The sequence below is a fragment of the Frateuria sp. genome, assembly GCF_035944355.1.
Lineage (GTDB): Bacteria > Pseudomonadota > Gammaproteobacteria > Xanthomonadales > Rhodanobacteraceae > Frateuria_A.
The window spans coordinates 1-23,694 of the sequence record NZ_DASZBH010000010.1 but is presented as its reverse complement, the minus strand read 5'-3'; the positions used below and the strand labels follow the sequence as shown (position 1 = coordinate 23,694).

Here is a 23,694-nt window from a genome sequence, read left to right as displayed (position 1 = left end):
CCTGTATTCACTTGCACGGGACCCGCAATCCCCACGTGCGCAAGCTGGGACACCGCCCGAGCCGGCCTTCTGGGTGCCCGCTTACTTTGCGCCCGTCGTTGCCGGCCACACTGCGGCCTTGGCCACTCCGTCGAGGTCGCCGGCCAGGCGCCAGAAACATTCGGCCAGGGCGCCCGATGACAACCTCAGCTCGGGCTCGTCGATGCCGCGGGGATCGGCCAGGAGGGCAAGCAACCGCAACTGGTCGCGGGTCTGGAGCAGGGCCAGGTGCGCGTCCTCGGGCAGCAGATAGCCCTCGGGCATGAATCGGGGCGGTTCGGTTCCTTTGCGCTTGGGCATGGAGTACTCCCTTGATGCGGCCTACCGACGGGCGGCATTCGGCCCTGTCTTCCGTGGCGAACTGCGAGGAGCGGCGCCAGTCGACAGCCTCCCAGGCTGTGGCTGAGCACCTATCGGATCACCCGCCGCCCACGGCACGGTCCTCGGGCTTGCGAACCTCGAACAGACCTTGGAGTCTCGATGCGCCGGACGAGCCGCATCCCAGAGGATCAGCACGCGTCAGCCAGCTTTGCCGGGTCCTCGGTCGCGGGAATCACGGTGAATCCACGACCGACTCACTTCCTGCTTCGTGAGTTAGCCGCCGGTGGGTCAGCCTCGCCGGCGACGTAGCGCTCGGCCGCCTCCCTGACCACCCAAGCGACGGACACCTTCTTGGTGGCTGCAATACGTTCCAGCTCTGCATAGATATCGGCAGGAAAGCTCACGGTCGCCCGGGTGATGTCTTCCGTACCGATGCGAGGCTTGGCCACGACTCGAGTCTTCTGCATGTCATCGCCTCATCGGTCTTTGCACCACGTTACACCACAATGGTGCGAAATGGAACATGACCGAATGCGAGGATGCCCGCCGCCTCCCCGCGTCTCACGGCCCGTGGCTGGATGCGCCCGGTGCCGCTCGATACCGGTGGTCGTCGAACATCGCCGGCAACCACGAGTAGCGCAGCCTCGCTCTCGTGCCCGCTGGCTGCGCCGGGATGGCCATCTCGCTCACGTAGTGGCGCAGGGTTTCTCCCAGCGCGGGGTCGGGTACCGAATCGAGCAACCATGCGTGCACGACCGATCCGTCCGGCCCGAAGGCCAGCAGGTAGTCGGCAAAACCCGACTGCGGAGCAAAGCGGCCATTCGGCATGACCACGGATCTCTCTTTGAGCTTGGGCCGCGCCGCCTTGCCGTCGAAGTGGCTGCCGGTACCCGCGCGGATGTCCGCGTCGTGCTGGGCGATGAAGGCGGCCACGTCCGGCATCACCTGCGGAATGCTCGAGCGCCCCAGCTTGTCGAGGATCCGCTGCACCAGCTCGGCGGTGTACCCCTCCGGCGGACGCTGGCCGTCAGGCAACAGCGTGGCGTAGTGGGCGAAGACCTGCGCCCAGATCATGGCCTCGCGATACTTGCGGGTATCCAGTTTGATCTCCGCCATCTTGGCCATCGCGAGCAGGCTGCCGCGCAGCGCGGCGTTGCCCAGGTACAAGGTCGCCTTTTCCAGGTCCTGGGGCACGGGGCCGCCCGATGCGTGCGGACCCATGTGGTACAGCGATCCCAGCAGATAGAGCTCGCTCTGGCCGTCGTTCTGCGCGTCCTTCTCGAGCTTCGCGAGCGCCTGCTGGCGCTCGGCCAGCGGCTGCTGCGGATCGAGAACCACGGACCACGCCACCGTGGAATCGCTTTGATCGGTTGTGGCGGCCGCAGCCGGCCCGGCAAGCCCCATCCCAACCAGCAAGCACGCCAGCGCGACCGCGTGGCCAAGCCGAAAACCTGCACGAGGCATGAGTCTTCCCCTTGAGTCAGCTCGGGCAGCATAAAACGGAACGCGCAGATGAAACGCGCGGCCGCCCGGATGAGCGGGGACGCTCAGCCTGGACGGGTCCCGATGGAGCGCCTGTGTGCACGCCGGGAAGCTGTGCCGGCGCAGACATGCGCTCGGCCGGACGTCCGCGCGCCGCGGTCAGGGCGTGATGTCGAACTGCGCCTGCCCAGGCGCCTGCGAGCTGCCGCCGACCCACACCGTGTAGCGGGTGGGCTCCACGACCTGGCGGCTGTGGACGTCATAGAAAGACAACTCCGCAAAGCCGAGCTCGAAGCGCACCTGCCGCGACTGGCCGGGTTTCAGCGTCACGCGCTGGAAGCCCTTCAGGCTGCGCACCGGCTGCTCGACGCTGGCGCCGAGGTTGCGCACGTAAAGCTGGGCGACCTCGGTGGCCTCACGCTTGCCGGTATTGGTCAGCGTAGCGGTGACCGTGACGAGGTCCCGCGCATCCGGCCGGTTGGCCTCGGCGAGCGGCAGCGTGCTGCGCGACACGCGCACGTCGGAATAGGCGAAGCTGGTGTAACTCAGTCCGTGGCCGAACGGGAACAGCGCATCGTTCGGCACGTCGATGTAGCGCGAGACGAAGCGCGTATCGCCGCCACTGGGCGGCCTGGACAGGTCGGCATCGCCGGCCGGGCGCCCGGTCGGGAACTGGTCGTAATACAGCGGCTCCTGCCCGACCGCGCGCGGGAAGCTCATCGGCAGCTTGCCGCTGGGCGCCACGTCGCCGAACAACACGTCGGCCAGGGCATGGCCCGCTTCGGTGCCAGGGAACCACACCGCCATGATCGCCGGCACGTGCTTGGCGGCCCAGTCCAGCACCAGCGGCCGGCCGGAGAACACCAGCAGCACCACCGGCTTGCCGGTCGCGGCGACCTGCTCCAACAGTTGCTGCTGGTTGCCCGGCAGGTCGAGGTGGACGCGCGAGCCGGCCTCGCCGCTCATTTCCGATGACTCGCCCAACGCCATCACCACCACGTCGGCCTGGCGCGCCGCCTGCACGGCGGTGTCGAAGCCGGCCGTCGACTCCGTCAGAATGTCGGTGCCGTGCGCGAACAGCACGCGGCCACCGTGCTGCTGCATGCGCCGCTCCAGCGCCTGGCGCAGCGTCACCACGTCAGGTACCTGCGTTGCGCCGCCCCACGCGCCCTGCATCTCGTTGGCGGCGTCGGCGAGCGGGCCGATCAGCGCCACCGATTTCACGCCCGGGTCCAACGGCAGCACCGGCCGCCCCTGATCCGGCGCGTTGCGCAGCAGCACGAACGATTCCTCGGCCGCACGGCGCACCAGCGGGCGGTTTGCGGGCAACGCGTGCGTCACCTCGGTGCCCGACGCGTAGGGGTGCTCGAACAGCCCCAGCGCGAACTTGACCCGCAGCACCCGGCGCACCGCCTCGTCCACGGTGGCCATGGAGAGCCTGTGCTCGGCCAGCAGCTTGGGGATCTGCGTGTCGTAGAAGTGGGACATCATGTCCACTTCCACGCCCGCCTCCAGCGCCTTTTTCGTCGCCGTGGCGGCGTCGAGCGCGATGCCGTGATGGGTCAGTTCCATCACCGCCGTGTAATCGCTGACCACGAAGCCGTCGAAGCCCCATTCCTTGCGCAGGATCTCGTCCATCAGATACGGGTTGGCCGTGGCCGGCACGCCGTTGAGCGCATTGAACGAGCTCATCATGGTCGCCGCGCCCGCCTCGACCGCGGCCTTGTAAGGCGGCAGGTAGACCTGTCGCAGGCGGATGTCGGACATGTCGGTGGTGTTGTACTCGCGCCCGGCCTCGGCCGCGCCGTAGGCGGCGAAATGCTTGACCGAAGCGGCGACGCTGTCCGGCCGGGACAGGTCGGTGCCCTGGTAGCCGCGCACGTAGGCGCGCGCCATCGCCGAACCCAGGTAAGGATCCTCACCCGCACCTTCGGTCGAGCGGCCCCAGCGCGCGTCGCGCGAGATGTCCACCATCGGCGAATAGAACCACTTCACGCCGGCGGTGGTCGCTTCGGTCGCGGCCATGTGCGAGAGCTGCTGGACCAGCGCGGTATCCCACGACGCGGCCAGGCCCAGCGGCACCGGATAGATCGTGCGGTAACCGTGGATCACGTCCGCGCCGAACAGGATCGGAATGTGCAGGCGGCTGTGCAGCGCCGCGTCCTGGAAGGCGCGCGTCTTCTGCGCGCCGATCACGTTGAGCATCGAACCGAGCCGGCCTTGCCTGGCCAGCGCCATGGCGTCGACCCGGGTCTGCGTCTCGGGGTTGGCGGCCAGCGCCTGGTCGCCGTTGGCGGCGGTCGGCGCGCTGCTGCCCTGGTCGTTGTACTGCACGAGCTGGCCGATCTTCTCCTCCAGCGTCATCTGCTTGAGCAGTGCGTCGACGCGCTGCTCGACCCCGGGCGAGGCCAATTGCGCGTTCGACGGCGCCACGGCGTGCTGCACCGGCGCGGCGACCGCATCGGCACGGGCGCCGACACAGGCAACCGCGCCTGTGCACAGCAGTGCGGCAACAAGCAGACGCAGACGAAGGAGCGATGATCGTTTCATGGGCAAGAAGGGTATGCGAGCGGCAGCGCCCGCTTGAGCGTGGAAACCGTTTACAGGACCGGCCGTGAAAAGATCCAGACCCGACCGGAGCTCCCTTCCGACCGAGGCCGCACGTCTCGCCACACGCCTGTCCCCTGACCTAAAAGTATCGGGCGCGACAGCCAAGCTTGTGTGGAGCGTTGGCTCAGGCCCGAGCAGCAGCGCGATTTTGATGGCACCGGCGGCTGCGACGGGATTGCGTTATCGCGCCGCCGGCGCGTCCAGCCAGCCGCCGGAGAAGCCGGCCTCCCGCAAGCCCTTGCGGATGTAGGGATTGCGCCGCATCACCTTCCACACGAAATCGCTTCGCCAGTTCTCGATCATCAGCACGATCGGGCCTTGGTCGATGCCCAACTGCACGGTGTCGACCCAGCCCAGCCCGGGTACGAGCCGGCCCGTGCGCAGCTCGGTCTTGGTGTGGAAGCTCAAGTTGAAGGCGTCGACGAAACCGTAGCGGTCGTAGATGTACTTGCCGTAGCGCTGCTTCATCGTCGCCAGCGCGGGAACCACGAGCTCCGGCGCGAAGGCGATCGAGCCGCCTGCCGCGGTAGGCGCGATGGTGCCATCGTCGGAGATGTAGTCCAGCCCGGCACCGCGTGCCGTGTAGCCCTGGAAGCTGCGTTCCCGATCGCCCTGCTCCACCACGATGCCGCCGGGCCCGTTGCAGGCGGTCAGGCCCCACACGTTGGCGCCATAGCCGGTCCAGCCGCCGGGGTTGGCGACGGCGTAGTTGCGCTGGGCATACACGGCGCGGCGGCTGTTCTGGAAGTAGTCCAGGCCATGCGCGCGGTTCCAGTCGTCCTGGATGCCACGGAAGTCGATCCACACGTGGCTGTACTGGTGGCCGAACAGCGGCGCGAAGTTCAGCAAGGTCACGCCCTGGAAGCTGCCCCAGGTGCGATCGTAGGTGGCGGTCCAGGCCTTCCACGCATCGTCGCCGACCGGATGCGTGGGCGAACCCAGCGCCAGCACGTAGATCAGCATGCCCTCGTTGTAGCCCTGCCAGTCGTGCGGGATGAACTGTCCGCCCGGCGTCCAGCCCATGCTGATGAGCGGTTTGCGCGCCTGCAGCCAGGGCCAGTCCACGCGCCGGTAGATGGTGTCTGCCAGTGCGCGGATTTCGCGCTCGGCCGGCGTGTCGCGGTCGTAGTAGGACTGCGCGAACAGCACGCCGCCCAGCAGCAGCGCGGTGTCCACGGAGGAGAGCTCTACCCAGCGGGCCTCGCGCTTGCCGGTATGCAGGTCGAGGAAGTGGTAGAAGAAACCGTGGTAGCCCGTTGCGTCGTCCTCGCTCGCGTTCTGCGGCGCGTCCTTGAAGAAGCGCAGCGTCGCCAGCGTGCGTTCGATCGCCTGCTCGCGGCTGATGTAGCCGCGCTCCACGCCCACGCCATAGGCGGTCAGGCCGAAGCCCACCGCGGCGATGCTGGCGAAGGATTCGGGTGAGGGATAGTGGTCGGGCACCAGGCCGTTGGCCGGGTTGGCGCTGTCCCAGAACCAGTCGAAGGTGCGTCGCTGCAGGTCGTCGATGAGCTGCTGCTGCGCGACCGGCAGGTTCTTGTAGTGGGTGATGGTCGCCGTGGTGGCGGCGCGCGAAGGCACCGCGGTAGCGGCGGCAGCCGCCGCCAGGGCGGCCAGGCAGAAGGTGCGCAGGTGTGTGAGGGTCATCCGGTCAGCGATCGTGTCGATGTCGCCGTCGCTCGATACGGGGGGACGGCGATGAAGAGTTGGCCGGCCCGGGATCGGCCGGCCGCCTCGCCCACGCCGCCGGTGCGGCGTGGGCATCGGAGAGCTAGAAGCGCAGGCCGAGCTCGAGTTTCACCGTGCGCGGTACGTAGGTGATGTTGCCTACGGGGTCATAGGACGCGAGGGTCGGCAGCGGCTGGCCGTTGGCCGAGCGGGTGGTGTAGAGGATGTCGGTGTAGTTGTTCCAGTTGAACACGTTGAGCACGTCGAAGCGGCCGTACAGCGTGACGCCGTGGCCGAGGTCGAAGTCCTTGGTCGCCTGGAAGTCGACATCGCGGTAGCCGAATATCTTGCCGCCGATCAGGAACCGCCCGGTGCCCTGCGGCTGTACGCCCTGCGGCGAACAGGTGCTGCCGTTGGGGAAGACCACGTCCGGGTAGCAGCCGATGAAGTTGCCCGGGATCGGCGTGGCCAGCGTCAGCTTGGCCGACAGCGTGAGCCCCCACGGGCCGTCCAGCGAACCGGTGGCGACGAAGCGATGCTTGGCCGCCGCGTTGGAGAGGATGAAGGGGTACTGCCCGATGGTTTCTTCGTCGAACGCATAGTGCTCGTTGACGTCGCGGTTCTGCTTGGCGTGGGTGTAGGTGTAGGCAAAGGTCGCGCCCCAGCCCGATTCCTTGGTGTAGGGCTTCTCGGCCGACAGCAGCACCTGCGTGGTGCGCGTCTCGATGCCGTTGTTGCCGATGATCAGGCTGCCGAAACCGGGGATGCCGTTACCCCACGGCTGGCTGCCGCCCTGCCAGAAGCTGCCGTCCGGGCGGCGGTTGCCGAGCGTATAGACGAACCCGTCGTAACTGAGGATCCGGCTGACCGCGGCGCTGGTGTTCCAATCGCCGACCTGGTTGCGCATGCCCAGGCTGAACTGGTCCGAGTGCGGCGCACGCAGCTTGTTGTTGACCATGTCCACTTCCTGCCCGGTGTTGCTGGAGGCGAGCAGCGCCTGCAGGTTGGCCAGGCCGTTGAGGTAGGCCGGGTTCCAGGCGAAACAAGGCGTGCCACCCTTGTGGCACAGCCCGGTGGCCGGATCCTGGAAGAACACGTTCACCTCGGGCAGCGCGGACTTGGTCTGCTCCACCTGCAGGTAGTCGTACAGGTCGCGGTCGTAGGCGCGGCCGACGCCGCCGAAGATCACGTGCTGCTGGTCGCCGTTCAAGTCATAGGAGAAACCCAGGCGCGGCTGCACCTCGCCCTTGTCTGCCTTGCGGTTGTGGCCGGTGCTGATGTAGTCGTTGACGTTCACGCCGCCGGCCGCCAGCGACTGCGCGTAGGTCTGCCCGGCCGGGGCATTCGGGTCCTGGCTGTTGAGCGCCGCGACGACGTTGGCCGGGGTGACGTAGTTGAGGTAGGACGGGTTGCGCTCGTAGTCCCAGCGCACGCCCAGGTTGAGGGTGAGCTTGTCGTTGACGGCCCAGTCGTCCTGCACGTAGACGCCGAACTGCTTGTCCTTGGACGTGGCGACCGGGTTCAGGCCCGGCACGGGATTGGGAAAGAACGCCTTGTACGGCGTCGCGCCGGTACCGGTCGGGTCGACGTTGTAGAAGAACTGCGGATTGTTGAGACCGGCGTCCTGCGCGTTGAGCGTGACCTCCTTGTACTTGGCGCCGAGCTTGATGACGTGGTCGCCGTGCCACTCGAAGTCGTTGAAGGTCAGGTCGTCCTGGATCGCCGGGCCCTTCTGGCCCTTCTTCTGCGTCGCCAGCGCGTTGGCCGCGCCGGTGAACAGGATGGCAGCGTCGTTGTCGGGGCCGAAGGTGTACGCCTGGCCGTTGCCGAAGTTGAGCGGCGTGGGATTGTTGTAGGCCCGCTCGTGGGTCAGCAGCAGCTCGTTGAAGTACGCCTCACCGCTGTGCTGCCAGCGCAGCGTCAGGCGGGTGTCGTTGTTGATCGCATCGATGCCGGCCGAGGCCGCGGTCTGGTTGCCGATGTTGTCGTACTGGTTTTCCTTGCGGACCTGGCCGGTGAGTTCGAAGCGGTCGCGGTCGGTCGGCTCCCAGTCGAGCTTGGCGAAATAGAGGTCTTCCTTGAACGGCAGGTCGCCAGGGCCGAGCTGGGCGGCGGCGGCGGGCGGCAGGAAGCTGGCCGCACCGGGAATCGAGCCGGGCACGATGGTGACCGGCGTGTCGAACCGCTTCGCCTCGTACGTGACGAAGAAATGCATCTGGTCGCGGATGATCGGGCCGCCCAGCGCGAAGCCGTATTCCTTCTCGTGCGAGGGCGTCTTGTGATCGGCGGCGTCCTCCGCGGGCGTGCGCGCGCGGAAGGCATCATGGGTGTAGCGGCCGAACACCTCGCCATGGAAATCATTGGTGCCGGACTTGGTCTGCGCGGTCACCGCGGCGGAGGAGATCTGGTCGTACTCCGCCTTGTAATTGGAGGTGATGACCTTGTACTCGCCGATCGCCAGCTGCGGGAACGGGTTGCCCTGGCTGTTGAACTGGCCGCTGACGCCGCCTTCCTTGACGTAGCTCTTCTGGCCGACGCCATCGATGTAGACGTTGACCGAGCTGGTGTTCTGCGCGCCGCCGCGAAGTTGCGTGTGGCCGGAGGAATCCACCTGGAACACCATGCCCGGCACGGTGTCGGCAAACTCGAGGAAGTTGCGCGACACCTGCGGGATGGTCTGGATCTGGTGCAGCGAGATGGTGTTGCCCACTTCGGAGGTCTTGACCTCCTGCAGCGTGGTCGCGGTCACCGACACGGCGCCGAGGTTGGCCGCATTCGCGACCGAGGGTGCGGCGGGCGCCGCCGGTGCGGCCTGCAGGTTGAGTGTGGCGGTGGAGGCCACTGTCAGGGTGACCGTCCGCTCCGAGCCGGGACCGGCGTCGACCTGGTAGGTGCCGGGCTGCAGGCCGGGCAGCGCATAGCTGCCGTCGGCGCCGGTGCGTGTACGGCGCACCTCGCCGGTAGCCACATTGCGGGCGGTGACCTGGGCGTTGGCCGGGCCGGTGCCGCGCAGGGTGGCGTTGGCCGTCTGTGCCCACGCGATGTCCGGGGCGGTGGCCAACGTAGCGAGCGAACCGGCGATCAGGCTCGCCAACAGGCCTTTTTTCGCCAAACGTAAGGTCTTTTTCATCGCTGCCTACCTTGAGGATCGGGGTGCGACGAATATTAACTCAAAGTTATGACGAAGCCGGCGTGACGCCTCAAGCCAGGGGGCGAATCAGGCAAGCGTCACCGGCCCAGCACAGCCCCCACGAGCGGGCCCGACGCCCGTCAGGCGCCGCCATGTGCTCGTGGCCGGCGGCAGCGCACGGCGCACGCGACGGGCTTGGCCGGTCATGTCTTCTTTATGCCCCACGGGAAGTTCCTCTATCCCTGTCGGGCGGAGCGGTGCGATCAGCTTATTCGCGACATCCCCGGCGAGCGCCCCGCAGATGAGGCGCTCGCTTGAACGGGGTGGGCGGAGCCTAGGCGTCCTTACGGGACCCATCTACCTCCGCATATTCACCATGGCGACCCGCAGCCCCCTCGCCTGGACCGATGCCAAACCCTGCTCGGGCGTGTTGGCCGTTGCCTGGGGTGCCATCCGGCAACGCGAGCCTTCCGACGGCATGGACCGCTTGCAGTACACGTTCACGATGGCCACGGTCTCGCTGTTGGCGTCGATCAACTGGAACTGTCGGGCTACGCCCGGGCCGGCGGAGTTGTCGATGGCCACGGAGACGACCGGCTGCTGGGCGAGGCCCTGCATGCGCTGGGATTCCAGCTGGTCGGCCGCCCGCCGCGCCTGCACGTATTGCCCGTGGGTATGGCCGACCAGCGCCTGCAACTGGAAGCCCGCGTCCAGGTGGGTGACGTAGGTCTCGTAGGCACGTTCGCCGGTGACGACGACGTTCTGCAGCTGGGTGGTCTGGTTCTGGGCGAGGCTGACGCCGCCCACGCTGGCGAGACCGAGTGCGCTGGTCATGGCAAGGATTAGCTTTTTCACAGAGGCCTCCCGACGGACGCCGATGTCCGTGGAGCGATCCTGGACTCCAGCCCCGGCGCGAGCTTGAGGAAATCCTGCGGGATGTGCGTGGATTCGATGAGGTTTTCATGGATGCGCCGGCTGATGGAACCGGAAACGCTGGAACCATCCACGGTCGAGGGGCCAACCATCCGATGGTTGCTGCTGGAGCGGGCAAGGCCGACCCGCGCCAGGGCTCCCGCCAGGGAGTGACCCAACGAGCACCGATGGCGGCCTACCGTCGAGGGCCACTGAGCCCTTCGGCCCCGCTGGCGCTCGACAAGGAACCAGACACGGGGACGCTAGCCCGTCGGAACCTGTCCCCTCGCCGCCTCCGAAGTCACGCTTTCACAACACCAGGCAACACCCACCGCTGGATAATCCCAGCCCGTGGCCCCACCACCGACCAGCCCTCGAGTGGACTACGCGTTCGGCGACATCCGCGTCGAGCCGACGGCGCACCGCGTGCTGCGCGACGGGCACGAGCTCGACCTGGAGCCGAAGGCCTATGCCGTGCTGCTGCAGTTCCTCACCCATCCAGGCGAGCTGATCAAGCACGACGACCTGCTCGATCGCGTGTGGGGGCACAAGTACGTCACCGCGGCCACGCTGAGCCGGGTCATCTCGCAGTTGCGCCAGAAGCTGGGCGACGAGGCGGCCGAGCCGCATTACATCCAGACCGTGCATGGCCTCGGCTATCGGCTGATCGCCCGTGTCGCGGCAGGACACGCACCGGACACCTCCGTCGACAGGCTGGACGCGCCCGGCCCACCCCACCCAACGGACCGCGACCGGCTCACCATCGCCGTGCTGCCGTTCGTCAACATGAGCGGCGAGCTCGAGAACGAATACTTCAGCGACGGCATCGCCGAGGAAATCCTGAGCCTGCTGACCAAGCTGCCGCAGCTCAAGGTGTCCTCGCGCACCTCCTCGTTCTTCTTCAAGGGCAAGGAGGCCGACCTGCAGATGATCGCGGCCAAGCTAGACGTCGGCACGGTGCTCGAGGGCAGCGTGCGCCGGGCGGGCAACCGCGTGCGCATCAACGTGCAGTTGATCGACGTGGCGTCCGATTCGAACCTTTGGGCAGAGACGTACGACCGCGAGCTGCGCGACGTGTTCGCCATCCAGGACGACATCGCCCAGAGCATCGTCGATGCGCTGAAGGTGACGCTGTCGCCGAAGGAGCGCCGCGCGATCCAGTACGTGGCCACCGCCGACGTGCAGGCCTACGACGACTACCTGCGCGGGCGCAAATACTTCTACGCCTGGAACCGCCGCGATTCGCTGCGCGCCATCGAGATGTACGAGCGCGCCATCGCACGCGACCCGAAATATGCCGCGGCCTGGGCCGGCCTGTCGGATGCCTATGTCATGCGCCATCGCTTCCTGGACCGCAACCCCGAGCACGTCGCCCGCGCCATGGACGCCAGCGAGCGGGCCCTGCAGATGGATCCGGACTCGGCCGAGGCGCATGCCTCGCGCGGCCTGGCGCTGTACGTCAGCCAGCGGTTCAAGGAGGCCGAGCGGCAGTTCGAGACGGCGATGATGCTCAACCCGAACCTGCTCGAAGGCTGTTTCATGTACGGCATGATCTGCAGCTCGCTGGGCAACTTCGAGAAAGCCGCCTGGCTGTACCTGCGCGCCGCCGAAGTCAGCCCCACCGACTACCTGCCCCAGGTCTACCTGGCCCAGGCGTACAGCGAGATGGGCCGCAAGGATGACGAGAAGAAAGCGCGCCTGCGGGCGCTCGAACTGATCGAGCGTACCCTGGGCGTGAATCCCGACGACGCGCGCGCCCGCTACATGGGCGCCGCGAGCTTCGCGGCGCTGGGCGAGAAGGCCAAGGCGATCGAATGGGCCAACCTGGCGCTGCGATCGAGCGAGGACGAGCCCATGATTTTCTACAACGCCGCCTGCACGTTCGCGGTGCTGGACGAACACGACCGGGCCATCGATTTGCTCGAACGCGCGGTAGGGCTCGGCTGGGGCGATCGGGCGTGGATGGCGAACGACAGCGACCTGGCGTCGCTGCGCGGCAAGCCGCGGTTCCAGGCGCTGCTGACCAGCTTGAACTGAGGCGTGACGACACGGCGCGGCCGCCGGCTCGACAACCAGGCTGGCAGGAGAAGCGCAAGGAAGTCATCGGGACGAGCAGCGTTCGGCGCCATTCACGCATGCCCGACGTAGCGGGGATCAAGGTGCGCTCCCTTCGGCGCCTCTGGCATGCACCAGGAGGACGCGGCCATGTGGTTCGATTCCATTGCATCGACCGACGAGCCCGGCAGGCGGGAGCTGCAGGGCTTCGTTTACAGCGTGCGGGATTTCCTGGCCTTCGTCCTTGAGCAAACCGACGCCTTCGGGTTCCTGTGGGAGAGCCATCCGGAGCTGCGGGAGCAAGCACGCGAGACCTTCGCACTGGACGTGGCGGAACGTGGGGTTCCCGAGCTCCTGCAGGCCATCGACGAAATCCCATCGGAGGCGCTGCATGCGCACGGCCTCGAAGGGCGACCCTTGCGATTCAAGCTGCGGGTGCTCAATGCCGTGGCCAGTCTATGGCCCCGCCTCAAGCCGCAACTGTCGATCCGCGACTGGCTCAAGAAGATCATCGACGCCATCGACGCCATTCTCGGATCGCTGGTCGAAGCCGCCGGTGGCGCAGGCGGCATCATCAAGGAGTTCAAGGACGCCTTGTCCGCATTGGCTTGAGAACCGGCCTTCGTTGTCGCCTGGCCAGGGGCGCACTCCGGCTCAGGCGTCGATCGCCGCGTCGCGGGTTTCGTTGTCCGGGAAAACCATGAAAACGAAGAACGGCACGCCCCGCGCGTGCCAGTCGCGGGCCACGCCGGCCAGATGGTCGCGATAGGCGGCGTAGACCTCGGGCGCCTGGGCGCGCAGGACATCGGCATGGTCGAGCACCAGCACGTAGCCTGGCGCGGACAGCCAGCCCAGGTCGCGCAGGCCGGCCGTGGCCGTCGGCCAGTCGTCCGCTGGCACGGGGAACTCGAACACCTGGGCCAGGCATTGCACGGCGCGCGCGTGGCTCGCGCAATCGCGCAGGTCGATCCGGCTCAGGCGCAGGCCGGCGCGGGCCGCGTCATCCACCAAGGTCATCGGGTCGTCGGGCACGACGCGGTAGATGCCATCGCGTCCGGCATCGTGCAGGTCGATCTGCAGGACTTTGCTGGTCATGAGCGAGCGCTCGGGCGGCCGGGATCATCGCCTCATACGCGCAGGAGCGTGTGGGATGAGCGAAGAGGAGCCGTTCTACAAGTAAGCTTCCGTTCTGGTTCCGGGCTCAAGTGGGGCCGGTTATCCCGCCACAGCGTCGGGAGCGCGCTCGCTTTCAACCAAAGCGACGCAGCCGATCGATTTCATCGCGACTCAAGGAAAGCACGCATGAAAAAGGCCATAGTCGGAGTACTTCTCGCCGCCTTTGCGGTAGTGGCCCACGCCAGCACTTCGAAGGATCTCGAATCGTCCGCCGTCGTCGACGGAACCATCGTGCTGGCGAAAGACGGCACGGTGCAGGCCGCGGAGATCAAGGACGAACCCAAGTACGGCAAGCCGATCGCGGACATGGTGCGCAAGGCCGCGTCGCAATGGCTCTTCTACCCCGTGCTACGCGAAGGCAAACCCGTGGCTGCCAGGGTCAGCATGCATGTCCGTGTCGTGCTCCAAAAGACAGCGGACGGCAACTACAGCGCACGCATCAAGGGGGCCACGTTCGGCGACATGGACAGGAAGTCCACCGATGCGCTGCGCATCGCCGAAGGCAACAAAAACATCCCGCCAAGGTATCCCCAGGATGCTCTCCGCGCTCACGCGCAGGGAACGGTGTACCTCGCCCTGCGTGTCGACCGTAGCGGCCATGTGACCGACGCCATCGCCGAGCAAGTCAACCTCGCCAACATCGGCCGGGACAGCATCCTCAGGCAATACCGCGACCTGATGGCCAAGGCCACGCTCGAAGCGGCGAGGCGCTGGACCTACCAAGTGCCCACGACGGGCCGGCTGGCCAGCCAGGACAGCTGGACGGCGCACGTCCCGGTCACGTTCACTCTGAACGACTTGCCCGCGCCGCCTACCGACCCCGTGTGGAAGACCTATGTCCCGGGCCCCTACACGCAGGCGCCCTGGAGCGACAAGCCCGACATGGGCGGCGTGGACGCCGTGGCCAACGACGGCGTTCGGACCGAAGGCGCCGACCCCGTGCTGCTGCCTTCGCCCCACCACGGTTGAGCTGGCAGGGAAGCGCAATCCGACCCGGGTTTGCGCATCGTGGCCCGCGGATACCCGGCCGGTCAGCGACGCAAGCAGGAAAATGCGAGGCGGCCGGCTTGCCGAGCCTGGCGGCAACCACTGACACCTGCCCGCCCCTGCTGCCGAACACGTTGGCCCGATTCGTCCGCAAGCGGTCCGTGGTCGTGCTCGTGGGCGCGTGGGCCGGTACCTAGAGTGGCGACTCCCAACCACTGGAGTCGCGCCATGTCAGACACCCCCGCCGTCCTCGTCATCGACGTCCAGCAGTCCTTCCTGCATGCGCCCTACTGGCGCGAGGACGACGTGCCCGCCTTCCGCCAGCGCCTGGTGCAACTGCTCCACGGTGCCGCCGAACGGGGCTGGCCGATCGTGCGGATTCTGCACGAGGACGACGATGAGAACTTCCGCGCCGATTCTGGCCTGGTCCGTCCGCTGGACTGGGTGCCGGAGCAGCATGCGGCGGTGTTCCACAAGCGCGTGCACAACGCCTTTACCGACACGGAACTGGAAGCGTGGCTGCGCGAACGCGGCATCCGCCGGGTGATCGTCACCGGCATCCGCTCGGAGCAATGTTGCGAAACCACTTCGCGGGTCGCCTCCGACCTGGGCTTCGAGGTCGATTACGTCACCGAGGCCACGCTCACCTTCCCGATGGTCCACGCCCGCACCGGCCGGCATTACGATGCGCAGGACATCAAGCAGCGCACCGAACTCGTACTGGAGGGCCGCTTTGCCCGCATCCGCACCGTCGATGACGTCCTCGCCGATCACTGAAATCTGTTTCGTGCTGCCGCCGGCGTTGCTCCTGCTGGACCTCGCCGGCGCCGCCGATGCGTTCCGCATGGCCGGCGCGCAGGGCTTGCCCTTGCGGCTGCGCATGGTGGCGCCCGTGCGCGAGGGCGAGTCCGCTTCGACCGGCCTGGGCGTGGGCCTGTCCGGTGTCGAGCCGTTGCCCGAACAAGTGGCCGACGACGTCCTGGTCATCGTGTGCGGCGCGGTGGGCGATGGCGGGTCGGTGCTGTCGAACGAGGGCAGCCGCAAGCTGGTGGACTGGTTGCGACGTTGCGTCAGCGGCCGGCCCGTCGCCTGCGTCTGCTCCGGTGCGTTGCTGGCGGCCGCCGCCGGCCTGCTGAAGGACCGCTGCTGCACCACGCATCACACCCTGCTCGATGCGCTCCGGCGGCTGGAGCCCACGGCCGACGTGCTGGACAGCCGGGTGTTCGTCGAGGACCGTGGCGTGTACACCAGCGCGGGCGTCACCGCCGGCATCGACCTCGCGCTGCACCTGATCGCCGGGCTGGGCTCACCGCGCCTTGCCGCGGTGGTGGCACGGGAGATGGCCGTGTATCTGCGCCGCGCACCCGGCGATCCGGCGCTGTCGCCCTGGCTGGAGGGGCGCAACCACATGGACGCGCGCATCCATCGGGTCCAGGAGGCCTTGGCGCACGCGCCCGCCGAAGACTGGCCGCTGGCGCGCCTGGCCGAGGTCGGGCACATGAGCGTGCGCAGCCTGACCCGGCGGTTCCGCGAGGCCAGCGGCATGTCGATCCACAGCTACCACGCGCGCCTGCGGCTGGCCCTCGCGCGGCAAGCCCTGGCCGCGGGCGACACGGTCGAACGCGCCGCGGAGCGGGCGGGCCTGGGTTCGGCGCGACAGTTGCGCAGGCTTTGGTCGGCCGGCGCCGACGGCACGCCAGCGACGGTGCGCAGAGCCTGAGCAGGCCGGATCCCTTCTTCTCGCGGCGCAACGGTTTTCGGGCGCCCGAGATCGGCTGGTGCATTTGGCCCGCCGACTCTGGCAGGCTTGGAAGGCACTCGACGTCAATCACGGGCATGCGACATGGAAGAGTCAGCACTTACGTTCGTCTCGTTGGACGACCGCATCGAAGCACTGCCCGAGCATCCGTCCTATCAAATCATGCCCACCCACCGCGTGCGGTGGGGCTACGCCCTCGTGGCTGTGTCGGGCACGTTGGCCCTGCTCCTGGGGAAGATTTGGTCCCACACACCTTGGGTGGCGTTCGCGATGCTGGCGCTACTCGCGATCGAGGTCGGAGGGGTGATCGTCGTGATCACCGCGCAGCTTCCGAGCTTCAAACTCACCTTTGCCCACCAACGTCGGGAATATGCCGAAACCCTGGACTTCGACCTGCCCCACCATGACGGCCTGATCGCCTGGCTGCGCTCCTTCCCCCAGGGGCGCCTGGCCGCCATGAGCACCTTTGCCAACCATCGGCTCGAGCGCTTTCGTAGCAAGCTGCCCTTGATGACCGGCGGTATCGAAAAGCTCGGTGCGCTGCCTGTTCTGGCCGCGCTCGTGGTTCAGTTCAAGGATATGCAGTGGCCGCCACACCCTAGCTGGTTGCAGATCGCCCTGTTCGCGGGACTCATGTTCTTCTACTGGTTGTGCATGCTGCTGCTGAGCCAACGATTCCGGCTGGAGCTCTACGACGCTCTCTTGAAGAGAGCGCTGGAGACGCACGCCACTGGGTCCAGGAATAAGTGAGCCGGCCCTTCGCCGACGCTTACTTCAATAAATACAGCCGCTTCAGCCGAGCATCTGAAATTTTTCTGAGCAGGGTCTATTTTGGAAAAGCTCGCTCGTCGCTCAGATGAGAGACGCCACTGGGGGCGGGCTCAAACCAGGAGAAAGACGATGCGAGTCATGGTGTTTGCGAAAGTCGCCGAGATCGGCGATCTGAGTGCTCCCACGCCCGAGGAGCTCGAGGCGTTCGCGGCGATGGACCGGTTCACCGAGGAATTGGTCGAGGCCGGCGTATTCGTCGCCGCCGCCGGCCTGAAGACCGGCGCCGAAGCCAAGCGGCTGACCTACGACGGCACCGAGCTTGCGGTCGTCGACGGACCGTTCTCCGAGAGCAAAGAGGTGGTGGCCGGCTTCTCGATCTGGCAGGTCAAGGACATGGACGAGGCCCTGGCCTGGGTGAAGCGCTCGCCGATGACGGCCGGCAGCGTGGTCGAGATCCTGCCGTTCTACGAGGCGGAGGATCTGGCCCAGTTCGTGACGCCCGAGGAACTCGCGGCACCGCGCGGCGGGGAGCGTGGCAAGCTGGGCGTCGCTTGAATGGTGTCGGGGTGATGCGCCCGCGCAAGCCCTTGCGGGAAGTCCCGTTCCGGGAACGGGGTCGGCTTCACTTCCGACAGGCGTGCGTGGCCGATCCCACAGCGTGAAGCGGTCCTGAGTGCCACCAGACCACGAAGCTAAACGCGATGCTCCGGTAATGGCCAGACAACCCCGGCTCACGTCGTCCAGCGCGGCAACAACCGGTTGCCCTGCTTTCTCGACAACGCTGACCGCCGGCGCTATCTGCCTCTGTTGGGCGAGGCCTTGCTTGGGACCGGCTGTGCCTGGCCACTTCAAGGGACGGAGGGAACCAATAGACCCGCCCTCCAGGCGGAACCCTACCGCAGTCGTCCGCTCCACTGGCTGCGCGGGCAATCGCCTGCCGCCGCAGCATCAGCTTTTGGTGGCCCCCGTGTGCGGCTCCGCCCGACGCACGGCGGCCAGCCCTCGTGCGAGCTCATTCTTGCGGAACGGTTTGGTCAGCCTTGTCAGGTGAGGCGCGACACCTTCGGCTTCGGCGTAACCGGAGACCAGCAGGATGCCGACCTCCGGGTGTTCGCTCCGCACCCGCCTCGCCAGCTCGGTGCCGGTCATGCCGGGCATGAGGTGGTCGGTGACCAGCACGTCCGGGCGCAGGCCACCGCGAATGAGCGCCAGCGCCGCCTCCGCTGAAGGGCATTCGCTGACCGCGTAGCCGAGGCTGACCAGCATATCGGCCGTGCTCATGCGCACCAGCTCCTCGTCATCGACCAGCAGCGCAGAGCCGACGTGCTGCCCGCCTGCGCTGGCCTCGGCGACCGGGCCGGCCGTCTCCACCGGCATCGAGCTGACCGGCAGCCACATCTCCACCTGCGTGCCCACCCCGCGCTGGCTCTGGATGAGCAGGGCACCGCCAAGCTGCGAGGCCAGCCCGTGCGCGGACGACAACCCCAACCCGGTGCCCTTGCCGACGCCCTTGGTCGAGAAGAACGGCTCTACCGCACGCGCCAGCGTTGCCTCGTCCATGCCTACGCCGGTATCGGTGACCGACAGCCGGATGTACCGACCTTGGGTGAGGTTGGCGCGGTGGCCGGAACCGACCTGCTCCAGCTCCGCGGCGATGCGCAGGGAGCCGCCCTGAGGCATCGCGTCACGCGCGTTCACCGCCAGGTTGAGCAGCGCCATCTCCAATTCGTTGGGATCGGCATGCGCCAGTGGCAGGCCGGGCTCGGCTTCCACGACCACGCTTATCTGGGGACCGTTGGCGCGCGCGATCAGGTCGACCATGCCGCCGATCAGGCTGGCGACGTCCACCGCGGTGGCCTGCAACGGCTGGCGGCGGGCGAAGGCGAGCAATCGCTGCACCAGCAATTTGGCCCGCTCGGCCGACTGCATCGCGGCGGCGATGAACCGTTGCTCGCGCTCGGTGCCCATGCCGCCGTGCTGCAGCAGGTCCAGCGTACCCATGATGGGCGTCAGCAGGTTGTTGAAATCGTGCGCGACGCCACCGGTCAACTGGCCCATCGCTTCCATCTTCTGCGAGTGGCGCAAGGCTTCCTGTGCCGCCTGCAGCTGCGCGTCACGGGCACGATCGGCGGTCTTGTCGCGACCGCTGGCGTAGATCAGCGGCCCCTCGCGCGCGGTCACCCACGAGATCCATCGGCACGATCCGTCCCGGTGCCGGTAGCGATTCTGGAACCCGGCCAGGTTCTCGCTGGCGGCCCTCTCCAGCGCGTCGAAACTGGGATCGATATCGTCGGGATGGACGAACTCGAGGAACGAGTGGCCCACCAATTCCTCTTCACGCCAGCCGAGGATGTCCGTCCAGGCGGGGTTGACCGCGCGGACCACGCCGGCCATGTCGGTCACCAGCAGCAGGTCGCGCGAATTTTTCCACGCACGGTCGCGCTCGGCGGTGCGCGCTGCCACCCGTGCCTCGAGCGTGGCGTTGAGTTCGCGCAGGCGCTCCTCGATGAGCTTGCGCTCGGTGAGGTCGACCGTGACCACGAGTACCGAGTGCGGCCGTCCATTCTCGTCGTTCAGCCGGGTCAGGCTGCTGTTGGCCCATACCACGGTGCCGTCCGGACGCAGGTAGCGCTTGTCCAGCGAAACCGTCCGGCCAGTCTCGACCACGCTCCGGAAGGCGGCCAGGCTCGTGGGGAGATCATCGGGGTGAGTGATCCCGGCGATGCCTCCTACGAGCACGGCCTGCCGGTCACGACCGAGCATCCGGCACAGCTCGTCGTTGACCCGCATCGGGCGCCCCTCGAGCGAGACCTGCGATAGCCCGACCGCCGCCTGCGCGAAGATCACCGAGAGTTGCGTGGCGCTGTCACGCAGCTCCGCCTCGATGCGCTTCTGCTCGCTGATGTCATAGGCCAGTCCGTAGAACCCCTGCACGCCGTCCTCGGTGATGCGCGGCACGTACTCCATGCGCAGGTGCCTGGCCGGGCCGTCGCTATAGGGAAGCAGTTGCTCGAAGCTCACCGCCTCGCCCGAGAGCGCCCGCTCGATCCACGGCGCGAACAAGGCATAGGCATCCTCACCCACCACCTCTCGCACGCTCCGCCCCGCGATGCCGCGCGGGCGATCCGGAAACCAGCGCTCGTAGGTTCGGTTGGTGAAGCGGTAACGGCGATCCGCGTCGACGTAGGCCACCAGCACCGGCAACGCATCGGCCAGCGCCTGCAACTCGCGCTGGTCCCCATTGGCGGTCGCTTCGGCCTGCTTGCTCGCACTGACGTCGCGCGAGATCACCAACAGCTGCTCGGGCTGCCCGTCCGGGCCGCGGATGGGCGTGACGACCACGTCCCACCAGCGCGGCGTCCCCTTGAGGGTCGGTGCGTAGCCTTCGAAACGACCGGTCTCGCCCTGCCTGGCGGCCTGCACCGCCGCAAGCGCCTTGGCGTGGTCGTCGCCCTTCCAGAAATCCGTCCATCGCACGCCGCGCAGGGTGGCGAAGTCCTCGACCTCCATCGCGCCCAGGCCGCCATCGTTCATGAATTCCAGGCGTGCCTCCAGATCGAGCACCTCGATGCAGTCGGCCGCGCTCTCGAGCACGCGCAGCCCGGCCTGGACGCGAGCAACCCTCTCCTCATCAGGCCCAAGGGCCGGCAGCCGAGGCGGCTCTGTGGTCGAGCCTTGCTTGCGGTTCTGCGTCAAGGGCGTTTTCCCCCAGCCTTGGCACGTAGTTGAAGGGATCTTAGGCAGCGGCGGCTTGGGTATGCGTGAAGGGGGAAGCCAGGTCAGAGTGCACTTTCCGTGCTCTTCCTTGGGCGGCCGATCTTCGCCGGACCAGCACGGCGCCCCAGCTGCGCTTCGATGGCGGCAGCGCGGCCTGTATGAGAACACCAACGGCCTGCTGCGCCAGTACCTACCCAAGGGCACGGATCTGTCGGTGTATTCGCAGACCGAACTCGACGCGATCGCCCAAGGCATGAACACTCGGCCACGCGCCACGTTGGGGTTTCACTGCCGGGCGGAGATGGTCATGCGCGCGCTGGGGCGGCATGACCTTGCGCAGGCGATCGATGACGCACTTCTAACTTGACTCCCCCTTTTTCGGGTCAGCCGCTCAGGAAAGCGCCCCTGCGATTGCTAGACTGGCCGCCCTGATCCCCCGGCACTGATCCATGTCCGATCCGGTTCGACTGGCCACCTACCTGGCCGACCTGGCCCGGTGCTCGCGCATCGAGGCCGACCAGTACGTCAAGGGCGGCTATGTGTCGGTCGACGGGCGCGTGATCGAAGATCCGGCGTATCCGGTAACGACGCAGGTCGTTGCGCTCGATCCCGCCGCGAAACTGGAAACCGTCGAACCGGCCACGATCCTGCTGCACAAGCCGGTCGGCTACGACGCGATCAAGGGCCGCAAGGCCGCGGCAGGTCTGGTGCAGCCGGGAACACGCTGGCCCGATGACCCTTCCGGCGTGCGCCTGCTCGAGCGCCACTTCCATCGCCTGGTGCCGCTGATGCCGCTGGATACCGAGGCCAGCGGCTTGATGGTGCTGACCCAGGACGGCCGCGTGCGGCGCCAGCTGACCGAAGACCGCGACGAGATCGAACAGGAGTTCGTGGTCGAGGTCAGCGGCCAGATCGTGCCCTATGGCTTGTTCAAGCTCGGCCACGGCCTGCAATACCGCGGCCGGCCGCTGCGGCCTTGCAAGGTCAGCTGGCAGAACGAGATCCGCCTGCGCTTCGCGCTCAAGGGCGTGCAGGAAGGGCAACTGCGCGACATGTGCTCGCAGGTCGGCCTGGACGTGGTGGCGATCCGGCGCATCCGCATCGGCAAGGTGCCGCTGGCCAAGATGCCCGTCGGCGCCTGGCGCTACCTGCCCGCCGGCGAACGCTTCTGAGACAACCGCGGCTCAGGAACCGCGCACGCGCAGCGTCAGGCCCTTGAGGAAATTGCGCAGCAGCTGGTCGCCGCACGGGCGGTAGTTCTTGTGTCCGGGCTGCCGGAACAACGCCGACAGTTCCGGCTTGGACACCGGCAACCCCGCCTCGGCGAACACCTCGTGCATGTCCACGTCCTTGAGCTCGAAGGCCACCCGCAGCTTCTTCAGCACCACGTTGTTGCTGACGCGCTTCTCCACCGGCCGCGGCGGCACGCTCTCGTCCCTGCCCCGACGGTGCAGGATCAGCCCGTCGAGGAAATGCGCGAGCACCTTGTCGTTGCAGGGCCGGTACCCGGGCTCGTCTTCCTTCAGCAGGAAGGCGCGCACGTCGTCCTTTTCGACCGCGAACGACGGATCGGCCAGGCCGATGATGTCGCCCACCTTGTTGTCGCTGAGGTCGAGCATGTAGCGGATGCTGCGCAGGATGTCGTTGTTGATCATCGATCACCGGACGGTTGGGGCAAGCCGCCAAGTGTATGGATGGAGAAACCGCAAAGCAGCAAACACACGGCTGCGTGTCGCTGCCTCGCTGTGCGAGGTGTGAGAGACACTCGTAGATCGAGCCTCGGCTGAGGTGGCTTGAGCGCGTCCTTGAGCGAAGTGCCAAAGACTGCGCTATCGCCCCATGCCTTGCTATCAGTCAGGCCAGCCGCACGTTGTCGGGAAGCACACTCTGATCCGGATTTTCTGACGGCCACCGCGGAAACAGACGAGTGTTTGGGCAGCAAAAAGGCCGCTGCCACGGCCCTAACCAGAACGGTGACTGGCGCGCTCCTGGCGCCGATCGACCGAAGCGGATGGCGGGCTCAAGAACCCAGGACTCCTCACACCCGCCATGCGTACGCCGGGAAAAAAAACTTTGTGTTTATTGGCAGCGAAATGGTGAACCCTTTAATTTGTTTAACCTGAGGATTTTTTGTTGAGTTTAATTAGCGCATCGCTGATGCGCTCAGTAACTGCCCTCTCCAGACACGCCCCTTCCAGTAACGATTGATAAGGCTTACTTACTTTGCGCATTAGCCTTATCTCGCCGTTATTGGTGATTTTAAAAATCCCCTTGTCGAAGAGTCGGTGAAGATCTGCTCGTAAGAGAATTCCGTTGCGCGGCGTTTCGGCACCTCGACGGCTTGACGGGATAATGTGGGCTGCCTCCAGCACATCTAAGGTGCTTTCTCCTGAAATTGCGCAACGACTATCCAGCTTCAGTAGCGCATCCTTGAATTTTGACTGCTTCCTTTTTATACGCTCAATAGTTTCTTTCTCCAGAAATTTTTGGAGCCCATTTGAGACCCAGTTGACGGCGCCATTGTAATAGCTGTCATCTGCGTCGTCCCATTGCGCTTTTCCAGATGTTTCGGCCGACCTTATGTCAAGTGTTGATTTTCCGAACCTGACTATCTGCGGGTCTAAATGCTTGTTTGCATCCCTGCGGTAAAGAATGACAAGCCTATATAAGCCACTTTTCAGTCGGGTAATACTGCTTTGAGTTTTATACTTGACGGACAATCCAGTTTCAAGCAGGAGCTCTCTGGTTGAATTAATGGGCCGTTGAAGTTCAATTTTGCCGGGGTCTACAGCCAAAACTTCTTCTGTGGCGTCCCAATAAATTGTGATCGTCATGGCTCAACATCCTCCGAAAAAAAGCGACGGCTTGGTTGTTTTGGCGCGTAAACTAACTTCGCTCTCTTAACTGTAGAAGCCTAAAGGGATATCTTTGAATCGCCCAGGGTTCCGTAGACACTCAGGACCCTCGTTGCGCGTAGCGCCGTTCGAACTCTACAGGCGACAGGTCGCCGTTTGAACCGTGGCGGCGTTTGGGGTTGTAGAACATCTCGATGTAGTCGAACACGTCGGCG

Annotated in this window: 20 protein-coding genes and 1 pseudogene; 9 read left to right on the top strand and 12 right to left on the bottom strand. The window is 66.4% G+C overall.

The features are described 5' to 3' along the window. Positions 1-81: 81 nt before the first annotated feature. The 7 genes from VGU03_RS07480 to VGU03_RS07450 all read right to left on the bottom strand — a co-directional run bounded on the left by VGU03_RS07480 (position 82) and on the right by VGU03_RS07450 (position 10,102). Positions 82-339, bottom strand: coding sequence for an XAC0095 family protein (locus VGU03_RS07480; protein ID WP_327479766.1), 258 nt, complete (start codon positions 337-339; stop codon positions 82-84). Positions 340-614: 275 nt separating this feature from the next. Beyond that, complete coding sequence (locus VGU03_RS07475; protein WP_327479765.1) at positions 615-827, bottom strand: CopG family transcriptional regulator; 213 nt, start codon at positions 825-827, stop codon at positions 615-617. A gap of 94 nt (positions 828-921) precedes the next feature. Beyond that, entirely contained in the window at positions 922-1,698 is a 777-nt protein-coding gene (locus VGU03_RS07470) for a hypothetical protein (RefSeq protein ID WP_327479764.1), read from the bottom strand. A 303-nt stretch (positions 1,699-2,001) separates the two neighbouring features. Next, a complete protein-coding gene (locus tag VGU03_RS07465) occupies positions 2,002-4,275 on the bottom strand; it encodes a glycoside hydrolase family 3 N-terminal domain-containing protein (protein WP_327479763.1) in 2,274 nt (757 codons plus the stop codon). A 357-nt stretch (positions 4,276-4,632) separates the two neighbouring features. Further along, entirely contained in the window at positions 4,633-6,096 is a 1,464-nt protein-coding gene (locus VGU03_RS07460; protein WP_327479762.1) for a glucoamylase family protein, read from the bottom strand. A 124-nt stretch (positions 6,097-6,220) separates the two neighbouring features. Beyond that, a complete protein-coding gene (locus VGU03_RS07455; RefSeq protein WP_327479761.1) occupies positions 6,221-9,247 on the bottom strand; it encodes a TonB-dependent receptor in 3,027 nt (1,008 codons plus the stop codon). A gap of 357 nt (positions 9,248-9,604) precedes the next feature. Then, complete coding sequence (locus VGU03_RS07450) at positions 9,605-10,102, bottom strand: hypothetical protein (protein WP_327479760.1); 498 nt, start codon at positions 10,100-10,102, stop codon at positions 9,605-9,607. Between the two features lie 408 nt (positions 10,103-10,510). Here VGU03_RS07450 and VGU03_RS07445 point away from each other — a divergent pair, with 408 nt between their 5' ends. After that, complete coding sequence (locus tag VGU03_RS07445; RefSeq protein WP_327479759.1) at positions 10,511-12,196, top strand: winged helix-turn-helix domain-containing protein; 1,686 nt, start codon at positions 10,511-10,513, stop codon at positions 12,194-12,196. Positions 12,197-12,364: 168 nt separating this feature from the next. Next, complete coding sequence (locus tag VGU03_RS07440; RefSeq protein ID WP_327479758.1) at positions 12,365-12,826, top strand: hypothetical protein; 462 nt, start codon at positions 12,365-12,367, stop codon at positions 12,824-12,826. A gap of 42 nt (positions 12,827-12,868) precedes the next feature. On the opposite strand, the gene VGU03_RS07435 is transcribed toward VGU03_RS07440, so the two are convergent. Next, positions 12,869-13,309, bottom strand: a complete 441-nt coding sequence (locus VGU03_RS07435; RefSeq protein WP_327479757.1) for a barstar family protein — start codon at positions 13,307-13,309, stop codon at positions 12,869-12,871. A 207-nt stretch (positions 13,310-13,516) separates the two neighbouring features. Between VGU03_RS07435 and VGU03_RS07430 the strand changes: the two genes are divergently transcribed. From VGU03_RS07430 to VGU03_RS07410, 5 genes are all read left to right on the top strand, one after another. Then, positions 13,517-14,359 (top strand): energy transducer TonB, encoded by an 843-nt coding sequence (locus VGU03_RS07430; RefSeq protein WP_327479756.1) that lies wholly within the window; start codon positions 13,517-13,519, stop codon positions 14,357-14,359. Positions 14,360-14,605: 246 nt separating this feature from the next. Continuing rightward, the gene (locus VGU03_RS07425) at positions 14,606-15,154 is read left to right on the top strand and encodes a cysteine hydrolase family protein (protein WP_327479755.1); all 549 of its coding nucleotides are present in this window, start codon (positions 14,606-14,608) and stop codon (positions 15,152-15,154) included. Beyond that, complete coding sequence (locus tag VGU03_RS07420; RefSeq protein WP_327479754.1) at positions 15,111-16,097, top strand: GlxA family transcriptional regulator; 987 nt, start codon at positions 15,111-15,113, stop codon at positions 16,095-16,097. Before VGU03_RS07425 ends, VGU03_RS07420 begins: the two co-directional genes overlap by 44 nt. Before the next feature lie 123 nt (positions 16,098-16,220). Beyond that, a complete protein-coding gene (locus VGU03_RS07415; RefSeq protein WP_327479753.1) occupies positions 16,221-16,886 on the top strand; it encodes a hypothetical protein in 666 nt (221 codons plus the stop codon). Between the two features lie 159 nt (positions 16,887-17,045). Beyond that, positions 17,046-17,462, top strand: a complete 417-nt coding sequence (locus VGU03_RS07410) for a YciI family protein (RefSeq protein WP_327479752.1) — start codon at positions 17,046-17,048, stop codon at positions 17,460-17,462. A 393-nt stretch (positions 17,463-17,855) separates the two neighbouring features. Here VGU03_RS07410 and VGU03_RS07405 read toward each other — a convergent pair whose 3' ends face one another. After that, positions 17,856-20,501: a hybrid sensor histidine kinase/response regulator gene (locus VGU03_RS07405; protein WP_327479751.1), complete on the bottom strand. Its 2,646-nt coding sequence runs from the start codon at positions 20,499-20,501 to the stop codon at positions 17,856-17,858. Positions 20,502-20,769: 268 nt separating this feature from the next. On the opposite strand from VGU03_RS07405, the pseudogene VGU03_RS07400 reads away from it, so the two are divergent. Together VGU03_RS07400 and VGU03_RS07395 are read left to right on the top strand one after the other, a co-directional pair. After that, positions 20,770-20,991, top strand: a pseudogene (locus VGU03_RS07400) (IS30 family transposase); the annotation flags it as partial. An 82-nt stretch (positions 20,992-21,073) separates the two neighbouring features. Continuing rightward, positions 21,074-21,796: an rRNA pseudouridine synthase gene (locus VGU03_RS07395; protein ID WP_327479750.1), complete on the top strand. Its 723-nt coding sequence runs from the start codon at positions 21,074-21,076 to the stop codon at positions 21,794-21,796. A 12-nt stretch (positions 21,797-21,808) separates the two neighbouring features. Here VGU03_RS07395 and VGU03_RS07390 read toward each other — a convergent pair whose 3' ends face one another. From VGU03_RS07390 to VGU03_RS07380, 3 genes are all read right to left on the bottom strand, one after another. Beyond that, positions 21,809-22,279, bottom strand: a complete 471-nt coding sequence (locus VGU03_RS07390) for a DUF1456 family protein (RefSeq protein WP_327479749.1) — start codon at positions 22,277-22,279, stop codon at positions 21,809-21,811. A 459-nt stretch (positions 22,280-22,738) separates the two neighbouring features. Then, the gene (locus VGU03_RS07385) at positions 22,739-23,458 is read right to left on the bottom strand and encodes an HNH endonuclease (protein ID WP_327479748.1); all 720 of its coding nucleotides are present in this window, start codon (positions 23,456-23,458) and stop codon (positions 22,739-22,741) included. Between the two features lie 121 nt (positions 23,459-23,579). Beyond that, a partial coding sequence (locus VGU03_RS07380; protein WP_327478489.1) for an IS3 family transposase occupies positions 23,580-23,694 on the bottom strand: 115 nt, incomplete at its 5' end.